This window comes from Gordoniibacillus kamchatkensis (assembly GCF_000829455.1).
Lineage (GTDB): Bacteria > Bacillota > Bacilli > Paenibacillales > NBRC-103111 > Gordoniibacillus > Gordoniibacillus kamchatkensis.
Genome location: NZ_JXAK01000029.1, coordinates 17,901 through 38,191, shown reverse-complemented (window position 1 = coordinate 38,191; position 20,291 = coordinate 17,901). Strand labels below are relative to the sequence as shown.

Genomic DNA, 20,291 nt, shown 5'->3' with positions numbered 1-20,291 from the left:
GGTTACAGGAAGAACCCGATGACGGAGGGATTGTCATGAATGTAGCCGAAGTTCAGCTCGTGCAGATGTCGCGGACCGGGGACCGGGCGGCGTTCAGGGAACTGGTCAATTTGTATAAGGATAAGCTGCACCGGCTCGCGTACCGGATGCTGCACGACCTCCACGAATCCGAAGACATCGTGCAGGAGACGTTTATGCGCGTTTACTTGAATTTGAATCATTACGACGAAAACCAGAAATTTTCGACATGGATATACCGCATCGGCAAAAACTTGTGCATCGACCTGCTGCGCAAAAAGAAAGTCGACCATTCGCTCGACGCCGGGCTGACGGGCGATCTGGAGAAGCCGTTTTACGACAAGCTCTCCAGCGTCGACGCTTCGCCGGAGAGCCGCATCCTGTTAAGCGAGTTGCAAGAGCAAATGCGCAAAGTGATCGACAAGCTGTCCGATAAGTACAAGCAAGTCGTGACGCTGTACTATTTGCACGAGCTGTCGCTGCAGGAAATCAGCGAGCTGCTCGGCATGCCGGTAACGACAGTAAAGAGCAGGCTGCACCGCGGCCGCGAACAGCTGCGCAAAAATGGGCCGCATGTTCACGGTCAGCATCGTCATGTTCTTTGCGGGATGGTGCTGGCATGAACCGCGATCAGCTGCTCGTGCACGTCGATCTGGTGCGCGCCATTACGCTGGCCGTTTTCGATACGCTCGACGAAGCGCAGGCCGACGTGCAGCCGGACGGCTTCCCGAACACGATTCGTTGGAATCTCGGCCACATTCTCATTACGCAAGAGCAGCTGGCTGTCAATTTCGCCGGTATGCAGCCTCAGCTGCCGGCGTCTTACTTGAAGCTGTTCGGCAGCAGGACGCGCCCGTCCGAATGGACGGTTCAGCCGCCGAGCCTGGCCGAGATCAAAGAGCGCCTCGCTGCGCAGCCGGCTTACGTTCGGGAACACCTCGGCGACCGGTTGGCGGAGCAGGTGAAGAAGCCGTTTGTCCGGCTCGGCTTCGAGCTGGCGACGATCGGGCAAATTTTGCTGCACAGCTTGTATCACGAAGGACTGCATCAGGGCGCCATCGGCGGCTTGCGCAAGGCGATTTCCGGGCAGCGGGCATAAGCAAGGCGCGAAGCTCCGCATAAGGAGCTTTTTTCCTGCAAGGAAATTCCAGGAGAGGGGAAGACGAAGTGGGCAACAAAAAGCAGCAGGGGAAACCGAAATTAAGCTACGGCGAACGCAAAAAAATCGAAGAGCAGCGGCAGCGCAAACAAATGCAGAGGCTGATCTGGATTACGGCGGCGGTCGTCGTCGCGATTGCAGCGCTCGTCGCGTTTGCGCGGCCTGGCAGCAACGCCGGCGGCTCGGCGGCGAAAGCGAACATTTCGACGGAGCATATGCCGGTCATCGGCAAAGCCGACGCACCCGTCAAAATTATCGAGTACGGCGATTTCAAATGCCCGTCGTGCCGGTATTTCAGCCAAAACGTATACCCCAGCTTGAAGAAGGACTACATCGACACCGGCGAAGTCGCCCTGTATTTCAGCAATTTTCCGTTTATCGGTCCCGATTCGTTAACGGCGGCTTACGCGGCGCAAGCGGTGTATCATCAAAACAACGACGCGTTTTGGACGTACTACGACCTGATTTACAAATATCAGCAGGACGAGAAGAAAACGTGGGCTACGCCCGACGTGCTCGTCGACATCGCCGACAAGGCGAAGCTCGGACTCAACCTGGATCAGCTCCGGAAAGATATCGACAACAAGACGTACAAGGCGGAAGTGGACAAGCAGTACAGCTCCGGGGAGTCCAACGGGGTCAACAGCACGCCGACGCTGTTTGTTAACGGCGTTAAGTTTGAACAATTCTCCGATTACAATGCGCTCAAGTCGCTGATCGAGCAGCAGAAGAAAGCGAAGTGAGCGGGGTGAATAGCGTGATGCGCCGCTACGGGCTTTACTTCGCTTGGGTCGTATCCGTCGTCGCTATGCTCGGCAGCTTGTATTTTAGCGAAATTCGCGGCTTCGAGCCGTGCAAGCTGTGCTGGCTGCAGCGCATTTGCATGTACCCGCTGCCGCTCCTGCTTGGCATTGCCGCCTACCGCGGGGAACGGGGCATTATCCCGTACACGCTGCCGCTCGCCGTCATCGGCGGCGCTATCGCGCTCTATCACACGCTGGAGCAAAAAATCCCGGCGCTGGCGAGGCTGGCTCCGTGCACCGTAGGCGTCCCTTGCAACCGCGACTATTTGGACGGATTCGTGACGATCCCGATGATGGCGCTGACGGCTTTTGCGCTCATCATCGTTTTCCTGGCAATGGCGAGACGCGAGCCGGACGAAAACTAAAGCGACGGGGAGGAAGCGGCATGAACGAAAATTTTATCCGGATCAAGGCGCTCGAAGGCGAACTGAAAATGTCGCACAAGAAACATGAATTCGGGCTGACCGTCTCGACGAAAGAGTTCGTGCTGCAAAAGCCTCATGTCAATTATCATGTCAAGCTGGCCGACATTACCGGCATCGTCCCGTTCGAGGTGAAGGGAGCGCAGACGATGACGTTCTCAGGCCGGGGACGCGCCGAAAGCGAAATTTTAACGGTGGCCGTCGGCCCTCAGCATTACAAGTTTTTCGTGCGGGAAGCGACGGTGCATAACCGCAGCGGCATTTTCCAGCTCGGCCGCGCGCAATTCATTATGCCGGTGCTGCCCGACTTGCTGGCGCTCATTACCGAGTATGCGGGCATGCACATCGTGCAGACGGAGTAGATCATACAAAAAGAGGCCGCGACGCCGCACACGGTGCGGAGCGGACCTCTTTTTTCCATTAGCCGTGCATCGATTTGCGGTTCGCCGCTTTTCTCTTGCCCAGCAGAACCGGGATAGGCAGCAGGATGAGCAGGAAACATAGGGAGCCAATGACGCGCGTGACGCCCAGAAGAGCCATACAGCCCGCATACGGCATATGGCTGTACAGCTGCATGCCGACAATCGGCGCAAAGATGGCTGACACTTGCGACACCGTCGTATAAAGCGCGATAGCCCGCTGGCGGCCATCTGTCGGCACGAGCTCGAGCAGACGGTTGAAAATCGACTGATTGAAGCCGGCTGTCGCGATGCCGCCGACAAAATCGTAGATGCATACCCATACCATGGACGGGACGTAAATCCAATTGAAGGGGCTAGTCGCCAGCAGCAGCGCCGAGAGAAACAGCACGTAGCCGTTGCTTTTGCGGTCGGCAAGCCTCGCCCACAGCGGAAAGGAAAGCATGGATCCGACCGCGCCGACAACGGCATCGATGCTCATCCAAGAATTGGACGCTTGCAGGGTGACTACCTTGACTTTATTGTATACGGGCCACGCCGCCTGCCAGGCAAAAATGAACACAATCGCACTCAAGCAAAACAGGTAAAACGGCTTGCCTGCGCCGTGAGAAAATCGCTGCAGCAACGCCGGTTTGCCCGGGCGGGCCGGCATTTCGCCTGCAGGCGCGGCGATCGGCCCGGCTTTTGCGGCAGGGGCCAGCGCGGCAACAGAAACGGGGCGCTCCTCGCTCGGAATGCGCAGCTTGTAGAAGTACCACGTTTCGGCAAGCGACGAGGCGAAACCGAGCAGGAAAGCCGCCTGATAGCCGTAAGGATAAGGCAGCTCGTCGATGCCCCAACCGGCCACAAGCGCTACGGCCATTCCGGTGAAACCGGTCCACATATTGCGCTGCGCGAAAACGCGGTTGCGGTTCGACACAGGGATTATTTCGCCCATCATCGATTGATAGGCGACGCTGATGACGGAATTTGTCGCCGTGTAAACGCCGACAAGGGCGATGAGCGCTTCGATCGGAGAGAGCTTGAGCAGCGGAATGAAAGCCATCAGCAAGTAGCAAAGCCGGCTGAACAAAATGAGACCGGCGACGATCGGCTTCTGCCGCCGAAACCGGTCAAGCGCGTACGACGCCGGCAGCGTGACGATAATCGTCAGCAAGGCGGGGATTGAGGAGAGCATAGCGAAATGGGTGTTCGTCGCCCCAAGCTTGCCGGCGAGCACCGGAATAAACGGGGTCACGAAGTTGAAGCCGATCGACCATGCGATTCCGTTCAGCAAGTTGTTCTTCACATTGGTTCTGAGCATCGCGCGTACGGCATCCATGCAGTCAGCACTCCCGGCATTTTGCGTATGTATCTCATATATTGTAGAACATAGAGCCAAGATGCACCAGAGGAAATAGAAGGAGGGGGCCAAAATGCTGCCCGAAGTACCGGATCATTTGCGCGAAGGGCTGCGCGTTCTGTTCGTCGGCTATAACCCGAGCTTGCGTTCCGCGGAGACGGGGCACCATTACGCCAATCCGAGCAACCGTTTTTATAAGCTGCTCCATCTCGCTGGGCTAACGCCGCGTTTGTACAGGCCTGAGGAAGATGCAGCGCTGCTGGAGCTCGGATTCGGATTTACGAACATTGTGGCGCGCCCGACCAAGGCGGCTGACGAGATTACGAAGGACGAGTACGAGCAGGGAAGGGTGGAGCTGCGGCACAAAATCGAAACGTACCGGCCCTATGCCGTATGCTTCGTCGGCAAAGGCGTGTACGAACAATATAGCGGACGCCGCAATGTCGCCTGGGGCTTTCAGCCCGAGCCGGTAGTTGCCGGCGTGCGCGAGTTCGTCGCCCCTTCGTCAAGCGGGCTCGTGCGGATGAAGGTGGAAGAAATGGCGGCGATTTTCCGCCAGCTGGGCGAAGCGTTGGCGGCAAGCGGCGCCCCGCGAACCATTGCTCTTAAGGAGCAAGAACGAGACGAAGGCGGACGATGACAAGGACGAACGCAAAATCGCCCGGAATCCGTGCAGACGGGGATTCCGGGCGATTATAGCGGGTGCTGCCTTGAAACCGGTTACGCTTGCGTGCCGGCGATCTGCGCAAGCTTCGCTTCCACATCGGCGACGAGCCGCTTGGCGTCGTCCGGGTTGTTCACGACGTCGGTTTTGTCCATGTCGACGACGAGAACGTCGGAAGCGTCATAGTAGTTCATGACCCAATCGTCATACCCGGACCAGAGGGTGCGGTAATATTCGACCAGAGCCGGGTCCTGCTCGTAGCTGCGGCCGCGCAAGGCGATGCGCTGCAGCACCGTTTCGAACGAGCCTTTTAGGTAGACCATCAGGTCCGGCGCTTTTTTCGGCAGTTCCGCGAGCTCTTCCATCATATTGTTCGCGAGATTTTCGTACAACGTGAACTCCAGGTCGCTGATGCGTCCGAGCTCTTTGTTTACTTTCGCGAAATACCAATCTTCATAAATGCTTCGATCGAGCACATTGCGGCGATTCGCCAAAGCTTGCTTGATCGAACTGAATCGCGCGGACAAGAAATACAGCTGCAGCAGGAACGGATACCGCTTGCGCTCGATCTCTTCCTCCGAAGCCGTATAAAACAGCGGCAATATCGGATTGCCTTCCACGCTTTCGTAAAACACTTCGCTGTTCAGCGCTTTTCCGAGCAGCGTTGCCACAGATGTTTTGCCCAGGCCAATCATACCCCCGACAACGATCACAGCCATGCTTCCCCTTTCTCCTTCACCCAAACGATGATGTGCCTATGTAACTATGTCAGCAACTGATATATTATAGCAAGTAAGAGAAAGATTGGCACTGGATGAAAATGGCTGCCCCTAGCTCGTCCCGCTCGGCTTCGCCGGCGGAAGCGACGCTTCGAACGCGGCAATGCGGCCCTCCAAATCGCCGGGGAGCGGCGTGCTGCGCTGCTCCTTTACATCGAAATGAACCATCGTGCTTGTGCCCGTCGCAATGACGGCGGACGTCTGCCGATGGAGCAGCACATACTCCATATCGAGCGACGAGCGGCCGATGCGGGAGACGCGCACGTACGTATCAATCGGATCGCCGAAATACGCTTGCGACCGGTAGGCGACGGATTGCCCGGCGAGCACGAACGTGTTGCCGCTGCGTTCCGCTTGCTCGCGGCCGAACAGGCCAAGCCCGAGCAGGAAATCGGTACGCGCCTGCTCCATGTAAATAACGGCCGTAACGTGGTTCATATGGCCGTTGGCGTCCGTTTCGCAAAATCGGACTTTAGCCGGCGAGGAAAACCGGTACTGCGACAAATCGACGCTGCTTGCGTTCATGACGGCAATTCACCTCTGCGTTAAACATGTTAGTCGAGCGATTGAATCGGCGGCGCTTCCTTGATGAAAACGAACATGGAGACGAACAAAACGACCGACAGCACGATAAACACAACGCCGAGCAAGCGCTGCCTCTTCACGAGCGACATGAAACCCAGGCTGAACAGCGAGCCGCTGAGCAGCACGCCGAGCAAAATAATGACGAAAGACATCGGATCTTCCTTTCCATAACCGGCGGGCGGTGCATGATTTTTCGTTGCGACTATACTATAATAGCAACTGAAAGGGGTATAACGCCAATATTTGTGTTGCAGCAACACGATGAGCAAACAAGGAGGATTTGCGTAGGGTGACTCGACGCATAGTAATAGAAGCCGTAATGCTGACAACTTACGGGCAGCTGCTCGTGCCGGGCAAACCGGTTGAATATGTCATTCCGTATTCCACGGTGATGGAGCTGTACGACATGCGCGACAGCGGCGAGCCGGTCATGCCCGATCCGAAAGAGGACGTTCATGTGAAGCAGAAAATCGCCGAGCTGATCGCTTTCTTCGAAGAATCGTTCAACAAGAAGAAGCTGGAGCGTTCGCTCGCTCTGCCGTGGAAAAAAAGCCCGCCGTTCCTGATTAGCGACCATGTCACGCTGACCGTCGTCAACGCGATCGACAACGCCTATTACGGCGAAATGTTCGATCCGGTCGAGACGGAGCTGCTGCTGACGGCGCAGCAGGAAGATTTGCCGCTTCTAACGGACCAGCTCGATTTTCTCGACAAATGCTTCGAAGCCGATGTGCCGGTGCAGCTGTTCGATATCGACGACTTCGACTTGGCGCTGGAAGACGACTTGAAGGTGTGACCGGACGTCGCAAGCCGCGGCGAAACACCGCGATAGAAGAGTACGGACATAGAGAGAGGGAACTGCTTGAAAACGTTAATCCGCCAAGCGACCGTCATGACGATGAATGACCGGCTCGACACATTCGTCGGCGATGTGCTGCTCGAAGGAGACCGCATCGCCCGCATCGGCGCATGCCTCGAAGAAGAGGCGGCAGACCGGGTCGTCGAAGCGCGCGGCAAAACGCTTCTGCCCGGCTTCGTGCAGACGCACATTCATTTGTGCCAGACGCTGTTTCGCGGCCGCGCCGACGATCTCGAGCTGCTCGATTGGCTGAGGAGGCGAATCTGGCCGCTGGAAGCGGCGCACGACGAGGAATCCGTATACGTGTCCGCGCTGCTCGGCATCGGCGAGCTGATCCGCAGCGGAACGACGACGATTCTCGACATGGAGACGGTGCATCATACGCAGCATGCGTTCGAGGCGATCCGTGAAACCGGCATTCGGGCGATTTCCGGCAAAGTGATGATGGATTACGGTACGGACGTCCCGACTGCGCTGCAGGAGCGCACCGACCGCTCGCTGCAGGAGAGCGTCGATTTGCTGGAGGCGTGGCACGGCAAGGAGAACGGACGGATCCGCTACGCCTTTTGCCCGCGCTTCGTCGTGTCGTGCACGGAGGAGCTGCTCGTCGGCGTGCGCGACTTATCCGCTAAATATGATGTGCTCGTACATACGCACGCCTCGGAAAACCGCGGCGAGATCGAGCTCGTTGAGCGTGAGCGCGGCATGCGCAACGTCGTTTACCTCGATCATATCGGCCTCGCCGGACCGCGCCTCGTTCTGGCGCACTCGATTTGGCTAAACGACGAAGAGAAGCGGATTATCGCCGAGCGCGGTGTAAAGGTAACGCATTGCCCGGGCTCGAACCTGAAGCTGGCTTCCGGTCTTGCCGAAACGCCGGACCTGCTCGCGCGCCGCGTGCGCGTCGGCATCGGCGCCGACGGAGCGCCATGCAACAACAATCTCGACATGTTCCAAGAAATGCGGCTGACCGCCTACATTCAGAAAGTGCAGCACGGTCCGACGGTGATGGATGCGCGCACGGTACTGCGCATGGCGACGATGGGCGGGGCCGAGGTGCTTGGCATGGAGAGCGAAATCGGCAGCATCGAGGTCGGCAAAAAAGCCGATTTGCAGCTGCTGGACTTGACCGATTTTCACACCTATCCGTCATATGAGGCGGACCCGTTCTCGCGGGTTGTGTATGCAGCGACAAGGGGCGACGTCGACACGGTGTGGATCGACGGCCGCGTCGTGCTGGATGGCAGACAGCATACGACCATCGACAAAGCGAACGTGCTACGCCGCGCGGATGCGGCGATAGCCCGAGTGCTCAAGCGAATTTAGGCGGGGATGGGGTTGACCGCGATGCTTTTGCAATGTTGGCAGTTGTTTGTGGCCTTTTTCCGGGGAACGATGCTCGGCTTCGGGGGCGGGCCTTCGATTATTCCGATTTATCAAAACGAAGTGGTGAACAACTTTCACTGGATGTCCAACGAGGAATTCGGCAAGTCGCTGGCGATGGCCAACGCGCTGCCGGGTCCGATCGCAACGAAGCTTGCGGCGTATATCGGCTTTAAGGTAGCAGGCTGGCTCGGAGCGTGCGCCGCACTTACCGCCGTCGTCGTACCGACGGCGCTCATCATGGTGGCGCTTGTCGGCGTAATGAACAAGCTGAGCGGCAATCCGGTGGTGAAAGGGATGGTCCGGGGCGTGCAGCCGGTCATTTTCGTCATGATGGCCATGCTCGCCTACGATTTTGCCAAATATGCGTTCCAATCGGCCCCGGCGCTCGGCAAATTCGGCTTTTTGCCGTTTCTGATCGCCGCCGCTTACTTTATCGCCGTGCAATATTTGCAGGTGAATGCAGTATGGGGGATCGTCGGAGCGCTTGTTTTGGGAGCGGTGTTTTTCCGCGGGTAAATGACAGGGCAGGGGGAGAAGGCGATCGTCTACAAAGGGATTTTGTTCGATCTCGACAATACGCTGCTGGACTATGACCGCTCTGAGGAAATTGCGATGCGTGAGGCGCTCGCGGAGCATGGGCTCGATCCCGATAACGCTTCGTTCTGGAAGCAGTTCCGGCACCATTTTATCCGCTGCAACACCGTGTACTGGCTCGAACGGTTCGAGCGGAAGCTGCACATCAGCAAAGTGCTGGAGCTGTCGTTTCGCGATGCGTTTGCCGAGCTGAAGCTGGACGGTTATGAGGCGAGTTCGCTGGCCGAGTCGTATTGGCGTCATTTTTGCCGATTGTTTGTGCCGGAAGAAGGGGCGCAAGAGGTGATAGCGCAGCTGCATGGCGCGTACAAGCTGGCTATCGTCTCCAACGGCATCGGCGAAGCGCAGCGGCAGCGGCTTGCTGCCGGGCGGATGGAGCATTATTTTGAGGCGCTCGTCGTCTCCGATGAGGCAGGCTGTGCCAAGCCCGATCCGCGCATTTTTCATGCGGCGCTGGAACGCTTCGGGCTGAAGCCGCACGAAGTGCTGTTCGTGGGCGATTCGCTGCGCGACGACTACGCCGGAGCGGTTCGCTCCGGAATCGACTTTTGCTTGTACAACCGGCGGCGTTCGCCGCTAGGAGACGAGCATCGGCCTGCTTACTCGATCGAACGGCTGTGCGAGTTGCCGGGGCTGTTGCAGAGCCGGGAACGTTAAGACGGCCGGGACATTGCGTAGGCGGCGTCCGCCGCGAATGGGCCCATGTCCCTCAAGGCTTGTCGGCGAAGGAGAGTCCCTTGTCGGCGAGTGCGCGACGGAGCTGAACGAGAGCTTTAGGTCCCATGCCATGCATTTGTAAAACCTCTGCCTCTGTAACCTGCGCGAGCTGCTCAAGCCGGAAGTATCCGGCCCCGGCGAGTGCCCGCTGTGCCGGCTTGGCTAGTTCAGCCGGAAGGTCGCTATTAGGCTGCAGTTCTTTGTTATTGGTCATGCCGATTCTCCTTTCTCCGGAAAAACGGGTTATGTTCATAAACTGATGAATGTACGCTCCTCTCGATTATAGCTTGACACAGCGGCTATGATTTCTTATCGATTGCTCATTTTGGGATGCTGCTTCGAAGGGCATGGAAAGTCTGCTTTCGGTTGTACCGGAATCAGCTCGTTCCTTCCTTGCGGTTAGCGGAAATTTGTTCCGTTATTGGGACATTTCCCGGATATTTCCCGAAATTAGCGGAACGCGAGTGCGTTATCTCCGCATTTTTGGCGAGAACTGCCCATGTTTCGGGCCGATAGCGGAACTACGTTCCGTTAAGAACGATCGGCCGCCCCTCCACCCGGGCAATAGCGGAACAGCCTTCCGTTAAGGCCTGCGGAGAAAGTTGCCCAGCGATATCCGCGTCTTAGCCTATGCTTTGCCAACCAGCCGGCGTTCCCCAAATGAAATCACTCTCCTGTTCAAGCCTCCGATCCGACTTGGTTGGCCTGCTTGAACACCTCCCGTTACTTTCTCCATTTTCCTCAATTTTTGAGACCAGTCCGTATTGCATTCTGCTAACCTCGCGTCCCTTGGACGTACCAGCGGCCCTTTCAAATGAAGAGGTTCCCTCTCCACCCGTGGGACTGCGTCCATTTTTCGATGCAACGGGTAAGTATCCAGCTCTCGCTAACTTTCGCGGCATATGCTGAGTGGAAATTGTACTCATTTTGCGGCGAGGGAGGGACGTGAGATGGAAGGGTGGAGCATCGTGCAGGTCATATCGAACGCTCCGAAGGCGCTGCCGCTGCCGCCCGTCAACCAAGGCGGCACGGAGAAGATCGTGTACGAGCTGACCGAAGAGCTCGTCCGCCGCGGGTTCAAGGTGACGCTGTTCGCCCCCAAGGGAAGCCGGACCAATGCCAATCTCATTCCGTATCCAACAGGGCTGCGCGAACGGAGCATCGGCGAATTCGTCGCGAAGCGGCTGCCGCTCGGCACGACGATCATCCACGATCATACGTTCAGCTCGTCCGTCGGTAAAGCGCGGCTGCCGGTACCGACGGTTTGCACATTTCATCTGCCGGTCAGGCGCCTGGTCAAAAATCCCGTCTACGTATCCAGACGAGCCCGTCAAATGATGGGCCGCGGGCGAGGCTTTTACGTATACAACGGCATCAATCCCCACGAATACGAGTTCAGCGCCAGGAAGGACGGCTACTTGCTGTTTATGGGCCGCATTCTGAGGCAAAAAGGAATTATGGGCGCGATCCGGATCGCCGAGCTGACGAAGAAGAAGCTGATCATTTGCGGTCCGATCAAAGACCGGCGGCTGTACCGCGAGCAAATCGCCCCGCGACTGCGCCGCAATCCGAACATCCGCTATGTCGGCGCGGTCGGCGGCAAACGCAAGCAGTCGCTGCTGAAGCACGCCGCCTGCTTGCTGTTTCCGACGAATTGGGAGGAGCCATTCGGTCTGGTGATGATCGAGGCAATGGCGTGCGGGACGCCGGTCGTCGCCCTGCGCAGAGGCTCTGTGCCGGAAGTGATGGTCGGTTTCCCGGAGCTCGTATGCAGCACCGTCGGCGAAATGGCGCGCAAAGTGAAGGCCGGCCGGTTTCCGTCGCCGGCGCGGCTGCGGCGCTATGTGATCAGCCGCTTTACGACCGCCAAAATGACTGCCGCCTATTTGCGCGTTTATGAAACCGTTCTGCAAGCTGCCGGAAAAGGAGGCGGACCCAACGAAAAGAAAATTCAGCAATCGCCAAAACGGGTACCGACGGCGGCTATGCTTCGTTTGACGGCGCGGCTGATGGTGCCGTTCTACGTTCGAATCGCCGCTGACCCGCAATATGCGGCACGCTGGTCGCGCGGAGTACGGCAAGCGGATCCCGACGCTTTGCTAAAGCTGCTGCAAAAGGAGCTGCCGGGGGCGGGGAGAAGGTACGATTTCGCTACAAACGGCATCGGCTATTTCGTCGAAGTACGTTTCCCGCAGCCGATTGCGCAGTATACGAACGGCACGAGCCAGCAGCCGGGAACGGCCCAATTCCGTTTCAACACCAGTGCGCACCGGCTTATCGCGCAAGCCGTGCTGCCTTTATACCGCACGATTGCCGGCAGCAAGCCGTTCGCGGAGGCGCTGTCCGCCGCCGTCCGGCGCCGCGACAGGGCGATGCTGGAGCGGCTCGTACGCTGCCGTGTACGCTCTTTGCATTTGCGTCTCGTCATGCTTACGGAGGCGGGGTTCGCGCTCGGATTTCGCATTCCCGGCGTTAGCGGGACGTACTTCAACGAGTTTTTCAGAGAAACCGACACCTGACTAGAATGTTCGGAAAATGGCAGGTTCCAGCTGATATTTTTCATGGATGAATTGTATAAATCGAAAATTAACGAACAATCACATCTTGACGTATCGCAATCCTTCACTTATGATTACATTTGTCGATATGACATGTGGATGTTCGTATATCCCCGATAATCGGATCGGGGGTCTCTACCAGGAACCGTAAATTCCTGACTACGACGGTGGTTTCGCATACCCCGCCGCAGTCGGGTTTTTTTCATTCCAAGGTATAGGGAGGCTTGAACCGGATGCAATCTTACGACGTTATTGTGGTGGGTGCCGGGCCTGCCGGCATTTTTGCCTGCTACGAATTGACGCTGAAGGCGCCGCACCTGCGCGTGCTGCTGATCGATAAAGGCCACGACATTCACCACCGCCGCTGTCCGATTCTGGAGGAGCAAATCAAGCTGTGTCCGCCGCCGGCAGGCAAAAAGGAGTTCGCCGGCTGTTTGCCGGCATGCTCCATCACGAGCGGCTTCGGCGGCGCCGGCGCATACAGCGACGGCAAATTCAACATTACGACCGAATTCGGCGGCTGGCTGACCGACTATTTGCCTCCGTCGCAGGTGCTCGATCTGATCCGTTACGTCGATGAGTTGAACTTGCGGCACGGGGCGACCACCTCGATCACCGATCCGACGACGGACGCGGTGCGCGACATCGAGCGGCGGGCGTATTCCGCCGGGCTGAAGCTGCTGCGGGCGCAAGTGCGCCATCTCGGCACGGAGCAAAACCTGGAAATCCTGAAATCGATCTACGCGTATCTCGCGGAAAACATCGAGATGCGGTTCAAGACGGAAGTGGAAGACCTCGTCACCGCGAAGACGGAAGGCAAGCTGCGCGTGCAAGGCGTGACGCTGAAAAACGGCGAAACGCTGTACGCTGACCACGTTGTCGTAGCTCCGGGACGGGACGGCTCGGCATGGCTGACGCAGCTGCTGAAGAAGCGCAGAGTGCGGATGGTGAACAACCAGGTCGACGTCGGCGTTCGCGTCGAGACGTCCGATGTTGTCATGCGGGAAATCAACGAGCACCTGTACGAAGGCAAGTTCATTTTCAACACGTCCGTCGGCACTCGCGTGCGCACGTTTTGCAGCAATCCGTCGGGCCACGTCGTCGTGGAAAACCATAGCGGCGTCATGGCGGCGAACGGCCACTCGTACAAAGATCCGGCGCTCGGCTCAAGCAATACGAACTTCGCGCTGCTCGTCTCGCATACGTTCACCGAGCCGTTCGACAAGCCGAACGAATACGCCCGGGAAATTTGCAAGCGGGCCAACGATTTGTCGAGCGGCGGGGTCATCGTGCAAAAGTACGGCGACATCCAGCGCGGCCGCCGCTCGACGGAAGCGCGCATCCGCGAAGGCTTCCTCGAGCCGACGCTGAAAGAAGCGGTGCCGGGCGATCTCGGCCTCGTGCTGCCGTACAACACGATGAAAAGCTTGATCGAAATGATCGAGGCTCTGGACAAAGTGACGCCGGGCATCGCTTCCGAGCATACGCTGTTTTACGGCGTCGAAGCGAAGTTTTATTCGGCGCGGCCGAAGCTGACGACGGAGCTCGAGACCGACATCGAGGGGCTGTTTTGCGGCGGCGACGGCGCCGGAATTACGCGCGGACTGGCGCAGGCAGGGGCGGCCGGCGTCTGGATCGCCCGCGGCATCATGAAGCGGAGAGGAAGCTGAAACTGCGAATGTTGCAAAATAACACTCTACCCTTTTCCGGTAGAGTGTTTTATTATAGTTAGAGATCTTTTGGGAAACGGTACGATAGAGGAGAGACGACGTTTGAACCATGCCGATATGATGCGCAGCGCCGCTGCCGCCGCCCGCATACAAAGCCGAAAACGAAAGGGGAGGCCCGCAGCATGACAACTTCCGTACAACGCATCGTCTGCACGGTTGCCGAACTGCCTGAGCTATTGGACCGGCTTGGCGCGCTGGACAGAGTTGTCGGCATTTCCGCCTTCACGACCCGTCCGGAGGCTGCGCTGAGCCTGCCGAAAGTGACCGGCTTCAAGACCGCCAATCTGGCCCAGCTGACCAAGCTTGAGCCCGATCTGGCGATTTTAAGTTTTGACGTGCAGAAGGAGCTGGCGCTGAAGCTGGCGGAAGCTGGCATTCCGGTGCTGCACCTTCATCCGCACCGGCTGGACGATTTGTTCCGGACGATCGGCATCCTCGGCGGTCTGCTCGATAAGCGCCGCGAAGCGGAGGCGCTGGCTGCCGGGCTGCAGGCCGAACTCGACGCTGTCCGCCTTGCCGCCGCGAAGCTGAGACGCCGGCCCAAAGTATATTTTGAAGAGTGGATGGACCCGCTCATTTGCGGCACCGGGTGGATCAGCGACGCGATCGAAATCGCCGGCGGCGAGGACGTCTTCCGGACCCGCGCCTTACAAGGCCGCAAAGCGCAAAACCGCGTCGTAACGGCGGAGGAAGTGCTTGCCGCCGCACCGGAGCTGATCGTCGCTTCATGGTGCGGCAAGCCGTTCGAAAGGGCTCAGCTGGAAGCCCGTACAGGCTTTGCCCAGCTCCCGGCCGTACGGCAAGGTGCTGTAGTCGAGATGGACAGCACTGTGCTGCAGTGCGGCGTCGCGCTTGTCGACCGCATTCGCGAGCTGCACGAGCACATCCGCGAGCTCGCCTGAAGCCGGTCCGGACCGACGATAGGGCGGATCGCCCCGCGGCCGGCGCGCTTTCGGCCGAGCCCCCGCCCCGGAAACGAGAATGAAAGTGCAAAGGAGAACCAAACTCATGAACAATGCAGCCATCAACGGCCGCAAATCCGGCAACGCCAAAACGGTCATTTCCGTGCTGGTGTTCGTCCTGATCGCCGCGGCCGGTTTAACTTACGTGAAGTGGTACCCGTACTACCTGAAGGCGCTTCAAGCCGCTGCGAAACATTCGATCGGCGGCTCCATCGTCACCGGAGCGAAGCCGGCGGCCCCGGATCCGTCCTGGTCCGCGGCTTGGGATTATGCGAAAGCGTATTACAATTCCGTCTGGAAAGCGGCTGTGCTCGGCATCGTGCTCGGCTCGCTCGTGCAGGTGCTCATCCCGTCCGCCTGGCTGAGCCGCACGCTCGGCCGCACGAATTTCGGCAGCACGCTGTTCGGCGGCCTGTTCTCGCTGCCGGGCATGATGTGCACGTGCTGCGCCGCGCCGCTCGCCGTCGGATTGCGCAAGAAGCAAGTATCGCCAGGAGCGGCGCTCGCTTTCTGGCTCGGCAACCCGACGCTCAACCCGGCCACGATTCTGTTCATGGTGTTCGTGCTGCCGTGGCCGTTTGCCGTGCTGCGCGTCTTGCTCGGCATTCTGCTCGTATTTGGCGTCAGCTATGCCGCCAACAGGCTCTCCGGGCCGACTGTGCTGCCGGAGGCGATACAGAAACAGCAGGAAGAGCGGCTGCAAGCAAGCGAAGGACCTTTGCTGATGCGGTGGCTGAAAACGCTATGGTCGCTGACGCTGCATATCGTCCCGGCGTACGTCATCGCCGTGCTTGTGCTGGGGGCGGCCCGCGCTTGGCTGTTCCCGGTCGTAGGCGAAGCATGGTCGAACAGCATTTTGGTCATTATCGGTTTCGCGATTGCCGGCATGCTGTTCGTCATCCCGACGGCTGCGGAAATCCCGATCGTCCAGACGCTGATGGCTTTCGGCCTTGGCGCCGGTCCGGCTGCGGCATTGTCGATTACGCTGCCGGCGGTCAGCCTGCCGTCGCTGCTCATGGTGCGCAAGGCGTTCCCGCCGCGCGTGCTGGCGTTCGTCGCCGCCTCCGTCGTCGTGCTTGGCGTCTTCAGCGGCATCGTCGCCGCGGTTTGGCTGTAACCCTGCAGCAAAAAAAGGAGGAAGTTATATGCCTCATCCCCATCGTCCGCGCTCCGCGGCTTTCGAAGCGATGCTCGCCCGCATTCGGCCGATTTGCGCCAAGCTGCCGGAGGTGACGGAAGAAATCGACGGCTTCGATCATACGGTGTTCCGGGTGAACGGAAAAACATTCATTTTTACCGGGGAGAACGGGGAGAAAGGCGTGCCCGGCCTGTCCGTCAAAACCGACCGCGAGACGCAGGAGCTGCTCATCGCTTCCGGCCGTTACTCGAAAACGCCGCACATCGGCCACCACGGCTGGGTGTCGATGCACGGCGAGCCCGATTGGGCCGAGCTGAGCGAGCTCATTGTCGAAAGCTACATGATCGTCGCGCCGAAAAAGCTGCAAAAGCTCGTCCAAACGCGTTAGGTTGCAGTACAAGCGGTCCTTATGCGGCCGTCGGGCTGCGGCGGCGCCGCACTTGCCGGTAGCGGCCGGCGCCAAGGACGCCGGCGACGACGGCGGCGGTTATGGCCCATTTGAGCCAGACGGAGTCGAACACGGAATCGAGCAGCGGCTCGCCGGTAATCATTTTCGCCGCCGTAAACGCCAGTACGCCTGCGCCGATATAGAGCACCGCCGGGAAACGGTCGATCAGCTTCAAAAAGAGCGTGCTTCCCCAGACGACGATCGGGACGCTGGCGACAAGGCCGATGATCACGAGCTCAAAGTCGCCGTGAGCCGCTCCCGCTACGGCCAGCACGTTGTCAAGGCCCATAATGCCGTCGGCGATCACGATCGTGCGCACCGCTGCCCAGAGCGTATGTTTCGCCGCTACGTCATGCTTCTTTTCTTCGCTGAGCAGCTTGTAGGCAATCCAGACGAGCAGCAAGCCGCCTGCGATAAGGAGGCCGGGCACCTTCAGCAGCCAGACGACGGCCACCGTTGCCGCAATGCGAATCACGATTGCCCCGATCGTCCCGAGCGCGATGACTGTGCGCTGCTGCTCTTTCGGCACGTTGCGGGCGGCAAGGCCGATGACGATCGCGTTGTCTCCGGCCAGCAGCAAATCGATAACGATAATACCGAGCAGCGCGGCCCACCAATCCACGGAAAACCATTCCATCGTCCAACACTCCTTTTGGGTTAAAAATGAAGCGGCCTCTACCGTCGGGTAAAGGCCGCTTTTTTTGCAGAGAAGCGCATGAAAAAGACCTTTACCCGAGATAGGCAAAGGTCTTGCTAACAACGTGATCGTTGCCAGTAACGCCGGGGAACCGAAGGCTCCCGAATTGACGACGTTTCCTGTACAGCTACTCCCCTTTGGAGGACGCTATGAACTTAGTTGTAGTATAGACGGGGAGAGGCGGGCGTGTCAACCGGTTGCCGTTTGTCCGCGCGTCCTGCGCCGGGCGATAAAAGCTCTTACGATCATGGCGCTGCGCTTCGCCGTTCGGCAGATTCGGTATTCGCCGCAGCCTGCGGGGCCGCCTGCCTTGTGCGCCTGCCAAGCGCTATGAAGGTGAAGAAGCACAGGGCACCAAGCAGCGTACACGCCGTCGAGGCGTACAGAGAAGCCGTTTGGCCGGCATGTTCGAACAGCATTCCGCCCAAAATCGGCCCGAGCATCCGGCCGGCAGTAGGGCCGCCCGCTACGACGCCTTGCACGAAGCCTTCTTTGCCGGATTCGGCATAGTCGGCGGCGAGAGCGGGTACGCTTGGCCATACGAGCATCTCCGCCAACGTCATGACTGCCATCGCCGCGACAAAGCCGGCATAATCTGCCGCCTCGGCCATGACGACGGAAGAAACGATGAAGATGCATGCACCCGTGATTAGCTGGGCTTTGAGCGACAAGCGCCATTTGGCGATGAGCTTCGAGACGATCGGCTGAGCGCCGACAACCATAACGGCGTTGATGGTCCATAGCAGATTGTACGAATAAGCTGGCAGCTGAAGTTTTTGAAATATGGCCGGAACGACGGTCAGCCACTGCGTATACATAAACCATGTGACCATGAGTCCTGTACTCAGGAGCGCAAGCGCCGTCCAATTGCCGTGGGCAGCGTTTGGCGCGGGCGGCGCCGGAAGCTGGCTGTCCGGCTTCTTAGTCGTTTTGCCGGCAAGGGAGCGCGACCTGAAGTACGCGTAAAACAGCGCGAGAAAGGCGAGATGAAACGCAGCGTTGATCCAAAACGCCAACGAGTACGAAAACGCCGCCGTAACGCCTCCTAGCGCAGTGCCGACAGCTCCCGCGACATTGAGAGCGACGTAAACGAGATTGGCGTTGCGGCGCCCGCCGGAAGGCCACATGCGGATCGCCCAGGCGTTAATGACCGCATAAAAAAATCCGCTGAAAAAACCGAGCAGCATAAAGCAAACCGTATACGCCGCCACGCCGCCGCCGAAGCCTATGGCGACCGTACACAGCATCGGTATGGCGGAAGAGAGCGCGATCGTCGTCTTCGCTTTCCAGCGGTCGAATAGGAGACCGCCCGCCAAGTTGCCGGCAAACTGCAGCGCGTAATGAACGGACAGCAAAGTTCCGCCCAGCGCGACCGAAAGCTCCAGCTTTCGCGTCATATACGGCATGTACACCGGCCAAATAAAAGATACCCCTGTATGATAAATGAAGATGAGCACGGCAAAAAAACGGATTTGCGGCGGCAGCGAGGAAAAAGTACGGAACACGGTTGTCTCTCCTTGAACGGATCGGTTGGCAGGTCGTGCTGGTGCCTCCCACTATCATAACGAACGAATGTTCCGGTGTAAACAAGAAACTGAAAATATCGTTGACGAAAACTAATGACATTAGTAAAATAAAAACTAACATTATTAGTTTTCCAATTGCTGATTGCTGTCAAAAAGGAGTGAACATCATGTCTCCACGAGCGGGAATCGACCGAACGGTATTGCTGCATACGGCAGCGAAGCTCGCCGACTGCGAGGGGCTGGAGGCAGTGTCCCTAGCCCGTCTCGCGCAAACGCTCGGCGTCAAATCGCCGTCGCTATACAACCATGTGCACGGCTTGAAGGGGTTGCGCCGGGCACTCGCCTTGCATGCATTGGAACGGATGTACGACGCGCTTGCACAATCGGCTGTCGGCAAAGCCGGCGACGATGCCGTCATAGCGCTCGGTAAAGCATACGTCGGCTTCGTGCGCGCGCATCCCGGGCAATACGAAGCGTCGCTGCTGCCCCCAGACCCGGACGATAAAGAGCTGGATGAGGCGCAAAGCCGCATCGTGGAGCTGGCGATTCGCTGCTTCCAGGCATACCGTCTTACCCCGGACGGCCTTTTGCATGCGGTGCGCGGGCTGCGCAGCCTGTGCCACGGCTTCGCGACGCTGGAGCAGCGCGGCGGCTTCGGCTTGCCGCTCGATTTGAACGTCACCTTGCAACTGCTGCTGGAAGCCTTTGTGTCCGGCATGCGCGCACTGCAGAACAAGCAACGGGAGCATGCGTCTAACTCTAACCCGCTCGTGTAAAAGGAGAGGAGACTTCCGATGAACTTTATTGTCTTCGTATTGTTGTTTACGGTTTTATGCGGCACGGTCGATGCGAGGCTGCGCGCAAAAGCCGGGAAGGAGGGGGCGTAACATGTTTGCAGGACATTTTGGCATCGCCGCCGCCGTCAAATCGCGCACCCCGGACGTGCCGCTTTGGGCGCTCATGCTGAGCACGCAGCTGCTTGACGTTGCTTTTGTGCCGCTGCTTTTATCCGGCCGGGAAACGATCGAGCCGGTGTCCGGAGATGCTGCAGGGTACGGGCAGTCCGTCATCCACGCCGATTACACGCATTCCCTCGTCGGAGCTCTGCTGATCGCACTGCTTGCCGGCATCGCCGCACAGCTGAAATGGCGAAAGCGCAGCGGCCTTATTATCGGCGGCGTCACGTTTAGTCATTGGCTGCTCGACCTCATTGTCCACCGCGCCGATCTGCCGCTGCTGCCGGGTCATCTGGACGGTTTGCCGCTGCTCGGCTTCGGACTATGGAAGTATCCGGCCGTCAGCGCCGGATTGGAGGTGCTGCTTATCGCCGCCGGAGCCGTTCTGTACAGCCGCAACATTGCCGCTTCCGTCCCGGCAGGGCGCAAGCGGGCGGCGTGGGCCGCAGGCGGGCTGATGGCCGCGCTGCTTGCGTTGTCGCTCATAACCGATATAATAGGCGTAGCATAATCGCATAACAGAACCAGG

The 20,291-nt window shown here is 58.7% G+C and carries 24 protein-coding genes and 1 riboswitch; of the genes, 17 read left to right on the top strand and 7 right to left on the bottom strand.

All coding sequences use genetic code 11. The features are described from left to right. Nucleotides 1-35 precede the first annotated feature (35 nt). The 5 genes from sigW to SD70_RS16925 all read left to right on the top strand — a co-directional run bounded on the left by sigW (nt 36) and on the right by SD70_RS16925 (nt 2,764). A complete protein-coding gene (gene sigW, locus SD70_RS16945) occupies nt 36-641 on the top strand; it encodes an RNA polymerase sigma factor SigW (protein ID WP_052487549.1) in 606 nt (201 codons plus the stop codon). Continuing rightward, on the top strand, nt 638-1,117 hold the full coding sequence (locus SD70_RS16940; protein ID WP_041048713.1) for a DinB family protein: 480 nt from the start codon (nt 638-640) through the stop codon (nt 1,115-1,117). Before sigW ends, SD70_RS16940 begins: the two co-directional genes overlap by 4 nt. Before the next feature lie 68 nt (nt 1,118-1,185). After that, nucleotides 1,186-1,920, top strand: coding sequence for a DsbA family protein (locus tag SD70_RS16935; RefSeq protein ID WP_231571258.1), 735 nt, complete (start codon nt 1,186-1,188; stop codon nt 1,918-1,920). A gap of 17 nt (nt 1,921-1,937) precedes the next feature. After that, on the top strand, nt 1,938-2,345 hold the full coding sequence (locus tag SD70_RS16930; protein WP_041048756.1) for a disulfide oxidoreductase: 408 nt from the start codon (nt 1,938-1,940) through the stop codon (nt 2,343-2,345). Between the two features lie 20 nt (nt 2,346-2,365). Then, nucleotides 2,366-2,764, top strand: a complete 399-nt coding sequence (locus SD70_RS16925) for a hypothetical protein (RefSeq protein WP_041048710.1) — start codon at nt 2,366-2,368, stop codon at nt 2,762-2,764. 58 nt (nt 2,765-2,822) lie between these two features. On the opposite strand, the gene SD70_RS16920 is transcribed toward SD70_RS16925, so the two are convergent. Then, nucleotides 2,823-4,142: an MFS transporter gene (locus SD70_RS16920; protein ID WP_041048709.1), complete on the bottom strand. Its 1,320-nt coding sequence runs from the start codon at nt 4,140-4,142 to the stop codon at nt 2,823-2,825. Between the two features lie 97 nt (nt 4,143-4,239). On the opposite strand from SD70_RS16920, the gene mug reads away from it, so the two are divergent. Beyond that, nucleotides 4,240-4,803 (top strand): G/U mismatch-specific DNA glycosylase, encoded by a 564-nt coding sequence (gene mug, locus SD70_RS16915; protein WP_052487556.1) that lies wholly within the window; start codon nt 4,240-4,242, stop codon nt 4,801-4,803. Between the two features lie 80 nt (nt 4,804-4,883). On the opposite strand, the gene SD70_RS16910 is transcribed toward mug, so the two are convergent. The 3 genes from SD70_RS16910 to SD70_RS16900 form a co-directional block, all read right to left on the bottom strand. After that, a complete protein-coding gene (locus SD70_RS16910; RefSeq protein WP_041048708.1) occupies nt 4,884-5,546 on the bottom strand; it encodes a deoxynucleoside kinase in 663 nt (220 codons plus the stop codon). 111 nt (nt 5,547-5,657) lie between these two features. Next, nucleotides 5,658-6,131, bottom strand: coding sequence for an acyl-CoA thioesterase (locus tag SD70_RS16905; protein WP_041048707.1), 474 nt, complete (start codon nt 6,129-6,131; stop codon nt 5,658-5,660). A gap of 29 nt (nt 6,132-6,160) precedes the next feature. Then, on the bottom strand, nt 6,161-6,343 hold the full coding sequence (locus tag SD70_RS16900) for a hypothetical protein (protein WP_041048706.1): 183 nt from the start codon (nt 6,341-6,343) through the stop codon (nt 6,161-6,163). Nucleotides 6,344-6,480: 137 nt separating this feature from the next. On the opposite strand from SD70_RS16900, the gene SD70_RS16895 reads away from it, so the two are divergent. The 4 genes from SD70_RS16895 (at nt 6,481) to SD70_RS16880 (ending at nt 9,687) form a co-directional block, all read left to right on the top strand. Beyond that, a complete protein-coding gene (locus tag SD70_RS16895; protein WP_041048705.1) occupies nt 6,481-6,987 on the top strand; it encodes a hypothetical protein in 507 nt (168 codons plus the stop codon). Between the two features lie 66 nt (nt 6,988-7,053). Beyond that, nucleotides 7,054-8,376 (top strand): 5'-deoxyadenosine deaminase, encoded by a 1,323-nt coding sequence (locus tag SD70_RS16890; protein ID WP_082053435.1) that lies wholly within the window; start codon nt 7,054-7,056, stop codon nt 8,374-8,376. 21 nt (nt 8,377-8,397) lie between these two features. Further along, nucleotides 8,398-8,952 (top strand): chromate transporter, encoded by a 555-nt coding sequence (locus SD70_RS16885; RefSeq protein WP_041048753.1) that lies wholly within the window; start codon nt 8,398-8,400, stop codon nt 8,950-8,952. Continuing rightward, the gene (locus SD70_RS16880) at nt 8,953-9,687 is read left to right on the top strand and encodes an HAD family hydrolase (RefSeq protein WP_041048704.1); all 735 of its coding nucleotides are present in this window, start codon (nt 8,953-8,955) and stop codon (nt 9,685-9,687) included. 52 nt (nt 9,688-9,739) lie between these two features. On the opposite strand, the gene SD70_RS16875 is transcribed toward SD70_RS16880, so the two are convergent. After that, nucleotides 9,740-9,961 (bottom strand): DNA-binding protein, encoded by a 222-nt coding sequence (locus tag SD70_RS16875; RefSeq protein ID WP_041048703.1) that lies wholly within the window; start codon nt 9,959-9,961, stop codon nt 9,740-9,742. A gap of 736 nt (nt 9,962-10,697) precedes the next feature. Here SD70_RS16875 and SD70_RS16870 point away from each other — a divergent pair. From SD70_RS16870 to SD70_RS16845, 5 genes are all read left to right on the top strand, one after another. Beyond that, on the top strand, nt 10,698-12,266 hold the full coding sequence (locus tag SD70_RS16870) for a glycosyltransferase (RefSeq protein WP_231571257.1): 1,569 nt from the start codon (nt 10,698-10,700) through the stop codon (nt 12,264-12,266). Nucleotides 12,267-12,388: 122 nt separating this feature from the next. Further along, nucleotides 12,389-12,487, top strand: a riboswitch (purine riboswitch). 51 nt (nt 12,488-12,538) lie between these two features. Beyond that, nucleotides 12,539-13,975, top strand: a complete 1,437-nt coding sequence (locus SD70_RS16860) for an NAD(P)/FAD-dependent oxidoreductase (RefSeq protein WP_041048701.1) — start codon at nt 12,539-12,541, stop codon at nt 13,973-13,975. Nucleotides 13,976-14,157: 182 nt separating this feature from the next. Beyond that, nucleotides 14,158-14,937 (top strand): ABC transporter substrate-binding protein, encoded by a 780-nt coding sequence (locus tag SD70_RS16855; protein ID WP_041048700.1) that lies wholly within the window; start codon nt 14,158-14,160, stop codon nt 14,935-14,937. Between the two features lie 106 nt (nt 14,938-15,043). Beyond that, entirely contained in the window at nt 15,044-16,114 is a 1,071-nt protein-coding gene (locus tag SD70_RS16850; protein ID WP_041048699.1) for a permease, read from the top strand. Between the two features lie 28 nt (nt 16,115-16,142). Beyond that, complete coding sequence (locus tag SD70_RS16845) at nt 16,143-16,523, top strand: MmcQ/YjbR family DNA-binding protein (protein ID WP_041048698.1); 381 nt, start codon at nt 16,143-16,145, stop codon at nt 16,521-16,523. Between the two features lie 19 nt (nt 16,524-16,542). Here the strand turns inward: SD70_RS16845 and SD70_RS16840 are convergent, their stop codons facing one another. Then, complete coding sequence (locus tag SD70_RS16840) at nt 16,543-17,220, bottom strand: TerC family protein (RefSeq protein WP_041048697.1); 678 nt, start codon at nt 17,218-17,220, stop codon at nt 16,543-16,545. Between the two features lie 305 nt (nt 17,221-17,525). Beyond that, entirely contained in the window at nt 17,526-18,785 is a 1,260-nt protein-coding gene (locus SD70_RS16835) for an MFS transporter (RefSeq protein ID WP_041048696.1), read from the bottom strand. Nucleotides 18,786-18,973: 188 nt separating this feature from the next. On the opposite strand from SD70_RS16835, the gene SD70_RS16830 reads away from it, so the two are divergent. Both SD70_RS16830 and SD70_RS16825 read left to right on the top strand, forming a co-directional pair. Continuing rightward, nucleotides 18,974-19,582, top strand: coding sequence for a TetR/AcrR family transcriptional regulator (locus tag SD70_RS16830; RefSeq protein WP_041048695.1), 609 nt, complete (start codon nt 18,974-18,976; stop codon nt 19,580-19,582). 112 nt (nt 19,583-19,694) lie between these two features. Continuing rightward, the gene (locus SD70_RS16825) at nt 19,695-20,273 is read left to right on the top strand and encodes a hypothetical protein (protein ID WP_041048694.1); all 579 of its coding nucleotides are present in this window, start codon (nt 19,695-19,697) and stop codon (nt 20,271-20,273) included. Nucleotides 20,274-20,291: the final 18 nt, after the last annotated feature.

Bases quoted from the DNA above. Each gene is read 5' to 3' on its own strand.
- SD70_RS16845 (WP_041048698.1), top strand. From the start codon at position 16,143: ATGCCTCATCCCCATCGTCCGCGCTCCGCGGCTTTCGAAGCGATGCTC.
- SD70_RS16925 (WP_041048710.1), top strand. From the start codon at position 2,366: ATGAACGAAAATTTTATCCGGATCAAGGCGCTCGAAGGCGAACTGAAA.
- SD70_RS16940 (WP_041048713.1), top strand. From the start codon at position 638: ATGAACCGCGATCAGCTGCTCGTGCACGTCGATCTGGTGCGCGCCATT.
- SD70_RS16905 (WP_041048707.1), bottom strand. From the start codon at position 6,131: ATGAACGCAAGCAGCGTCGATTTGTCGCAGTACCGGTTTTCCTCGCCG.
- SD70_RS16860 (WP_041048701.1), top strand. From the start codon at position 12,539: ATGCAATCTTACGACGTTATTGTGGTGGGTGCCGGGCCTGCCGGCATT.
- SD70_RS16850 (WP_041048699.1), top strand. From the start codon at position 15,044: ATGAACAATGCAGCCATCAACGGCCGCAAATCCGGCAACGCCAAAACG.
- SD70_RS16910 (WP_041048708.1), bottom strand. From the start codon at position 5,546: ATGGCTGTGATCGTTGTCGGGGGTATGATTGGCCTGGGCAAAACATCT.
- SD70_RS16870 (WP_231571257.1), top strand. From the start codon at position 10,698: ATGGAAGGGTGGAGCATCGTGCAGGTCATATCGAACGCTCCGAAGGCG.
- SD70_RS16830 (WP_041048695.1), top strand. From the start codon at position 18,974: ATGTCTCCACGAGCGGGAATCGACCGAACGGTATTGCTGCATACGGCA.
- SD70_RS16855 (WP_041048700.1), top strand. From the start codon at position 14,158: ATGACAACTTCCGTACAACGCATCGTCTGCACGGTTGCCGAACTGCCT.
- SD70_RS16885 (WP_041048753.1), top strand. From the start codon at position 8,398: ATGCTTTTGCAATGTTGGCAGTTGTTTGTGGCCTTTTTCCGGGGAACG.
- sigW (WP_052487549.1), top strand. From the start codon at position 36: ATGAATGTAGCCGAAGTTCAGCTCGTGCAGATGTCGCGGACCGGGGAC.
- SD70_RS16930 (WP_041048756.1), top strand. From the start codon at position 1,938: ATGCGCCGCTACGGGCTTTACTTCGCTTGGGTCGTATCCGTCGTCGCT.
- SD70_RS16825 (WP_041048694.1), top strand. From the start codon at position 19,695: ATGTTTGCAGGACATTTTGGCATCGCCGCCGCCGTCAAATCGCGCACC.
- SD70_RS16875 (WP_041048703.1), bottom strand. From the start codon at position 9,961: ATGACCAATAACAAAGAACTGCAGCCTAATAGCGACCTTCCGGCTGAA.
- SD70_RS16920 (WP_041048709.1), bottom strand. From the start codon at position 4,142: ATGGATGCCGTACGCGCGATGCTCAGAACCAATGTGAAGAACAACTTG.
- SD70_RS16900 (WP_041048706.1), bottom strand. From the start codon at position 6,343: ATGTCTTTCGTCATTATTTTGCTCGGCGTGCTGCTCAGCGGCTCGCTG.
- SD70_RS16840 (WP_041048697.1), bottom strand. From the start codon at position 17,220: ATGGAATGGTTTTCCGTGGATTGGTGGGCCGCGCTGCTCGGTATTATC.
- SD70_RS16880 (WP_041048704.1), top strand. From the start codon at position 8,953: ATGACAGGGCAGGGGGAGAAGGCGATCGTCTACAAAGGGATTTTGTTC.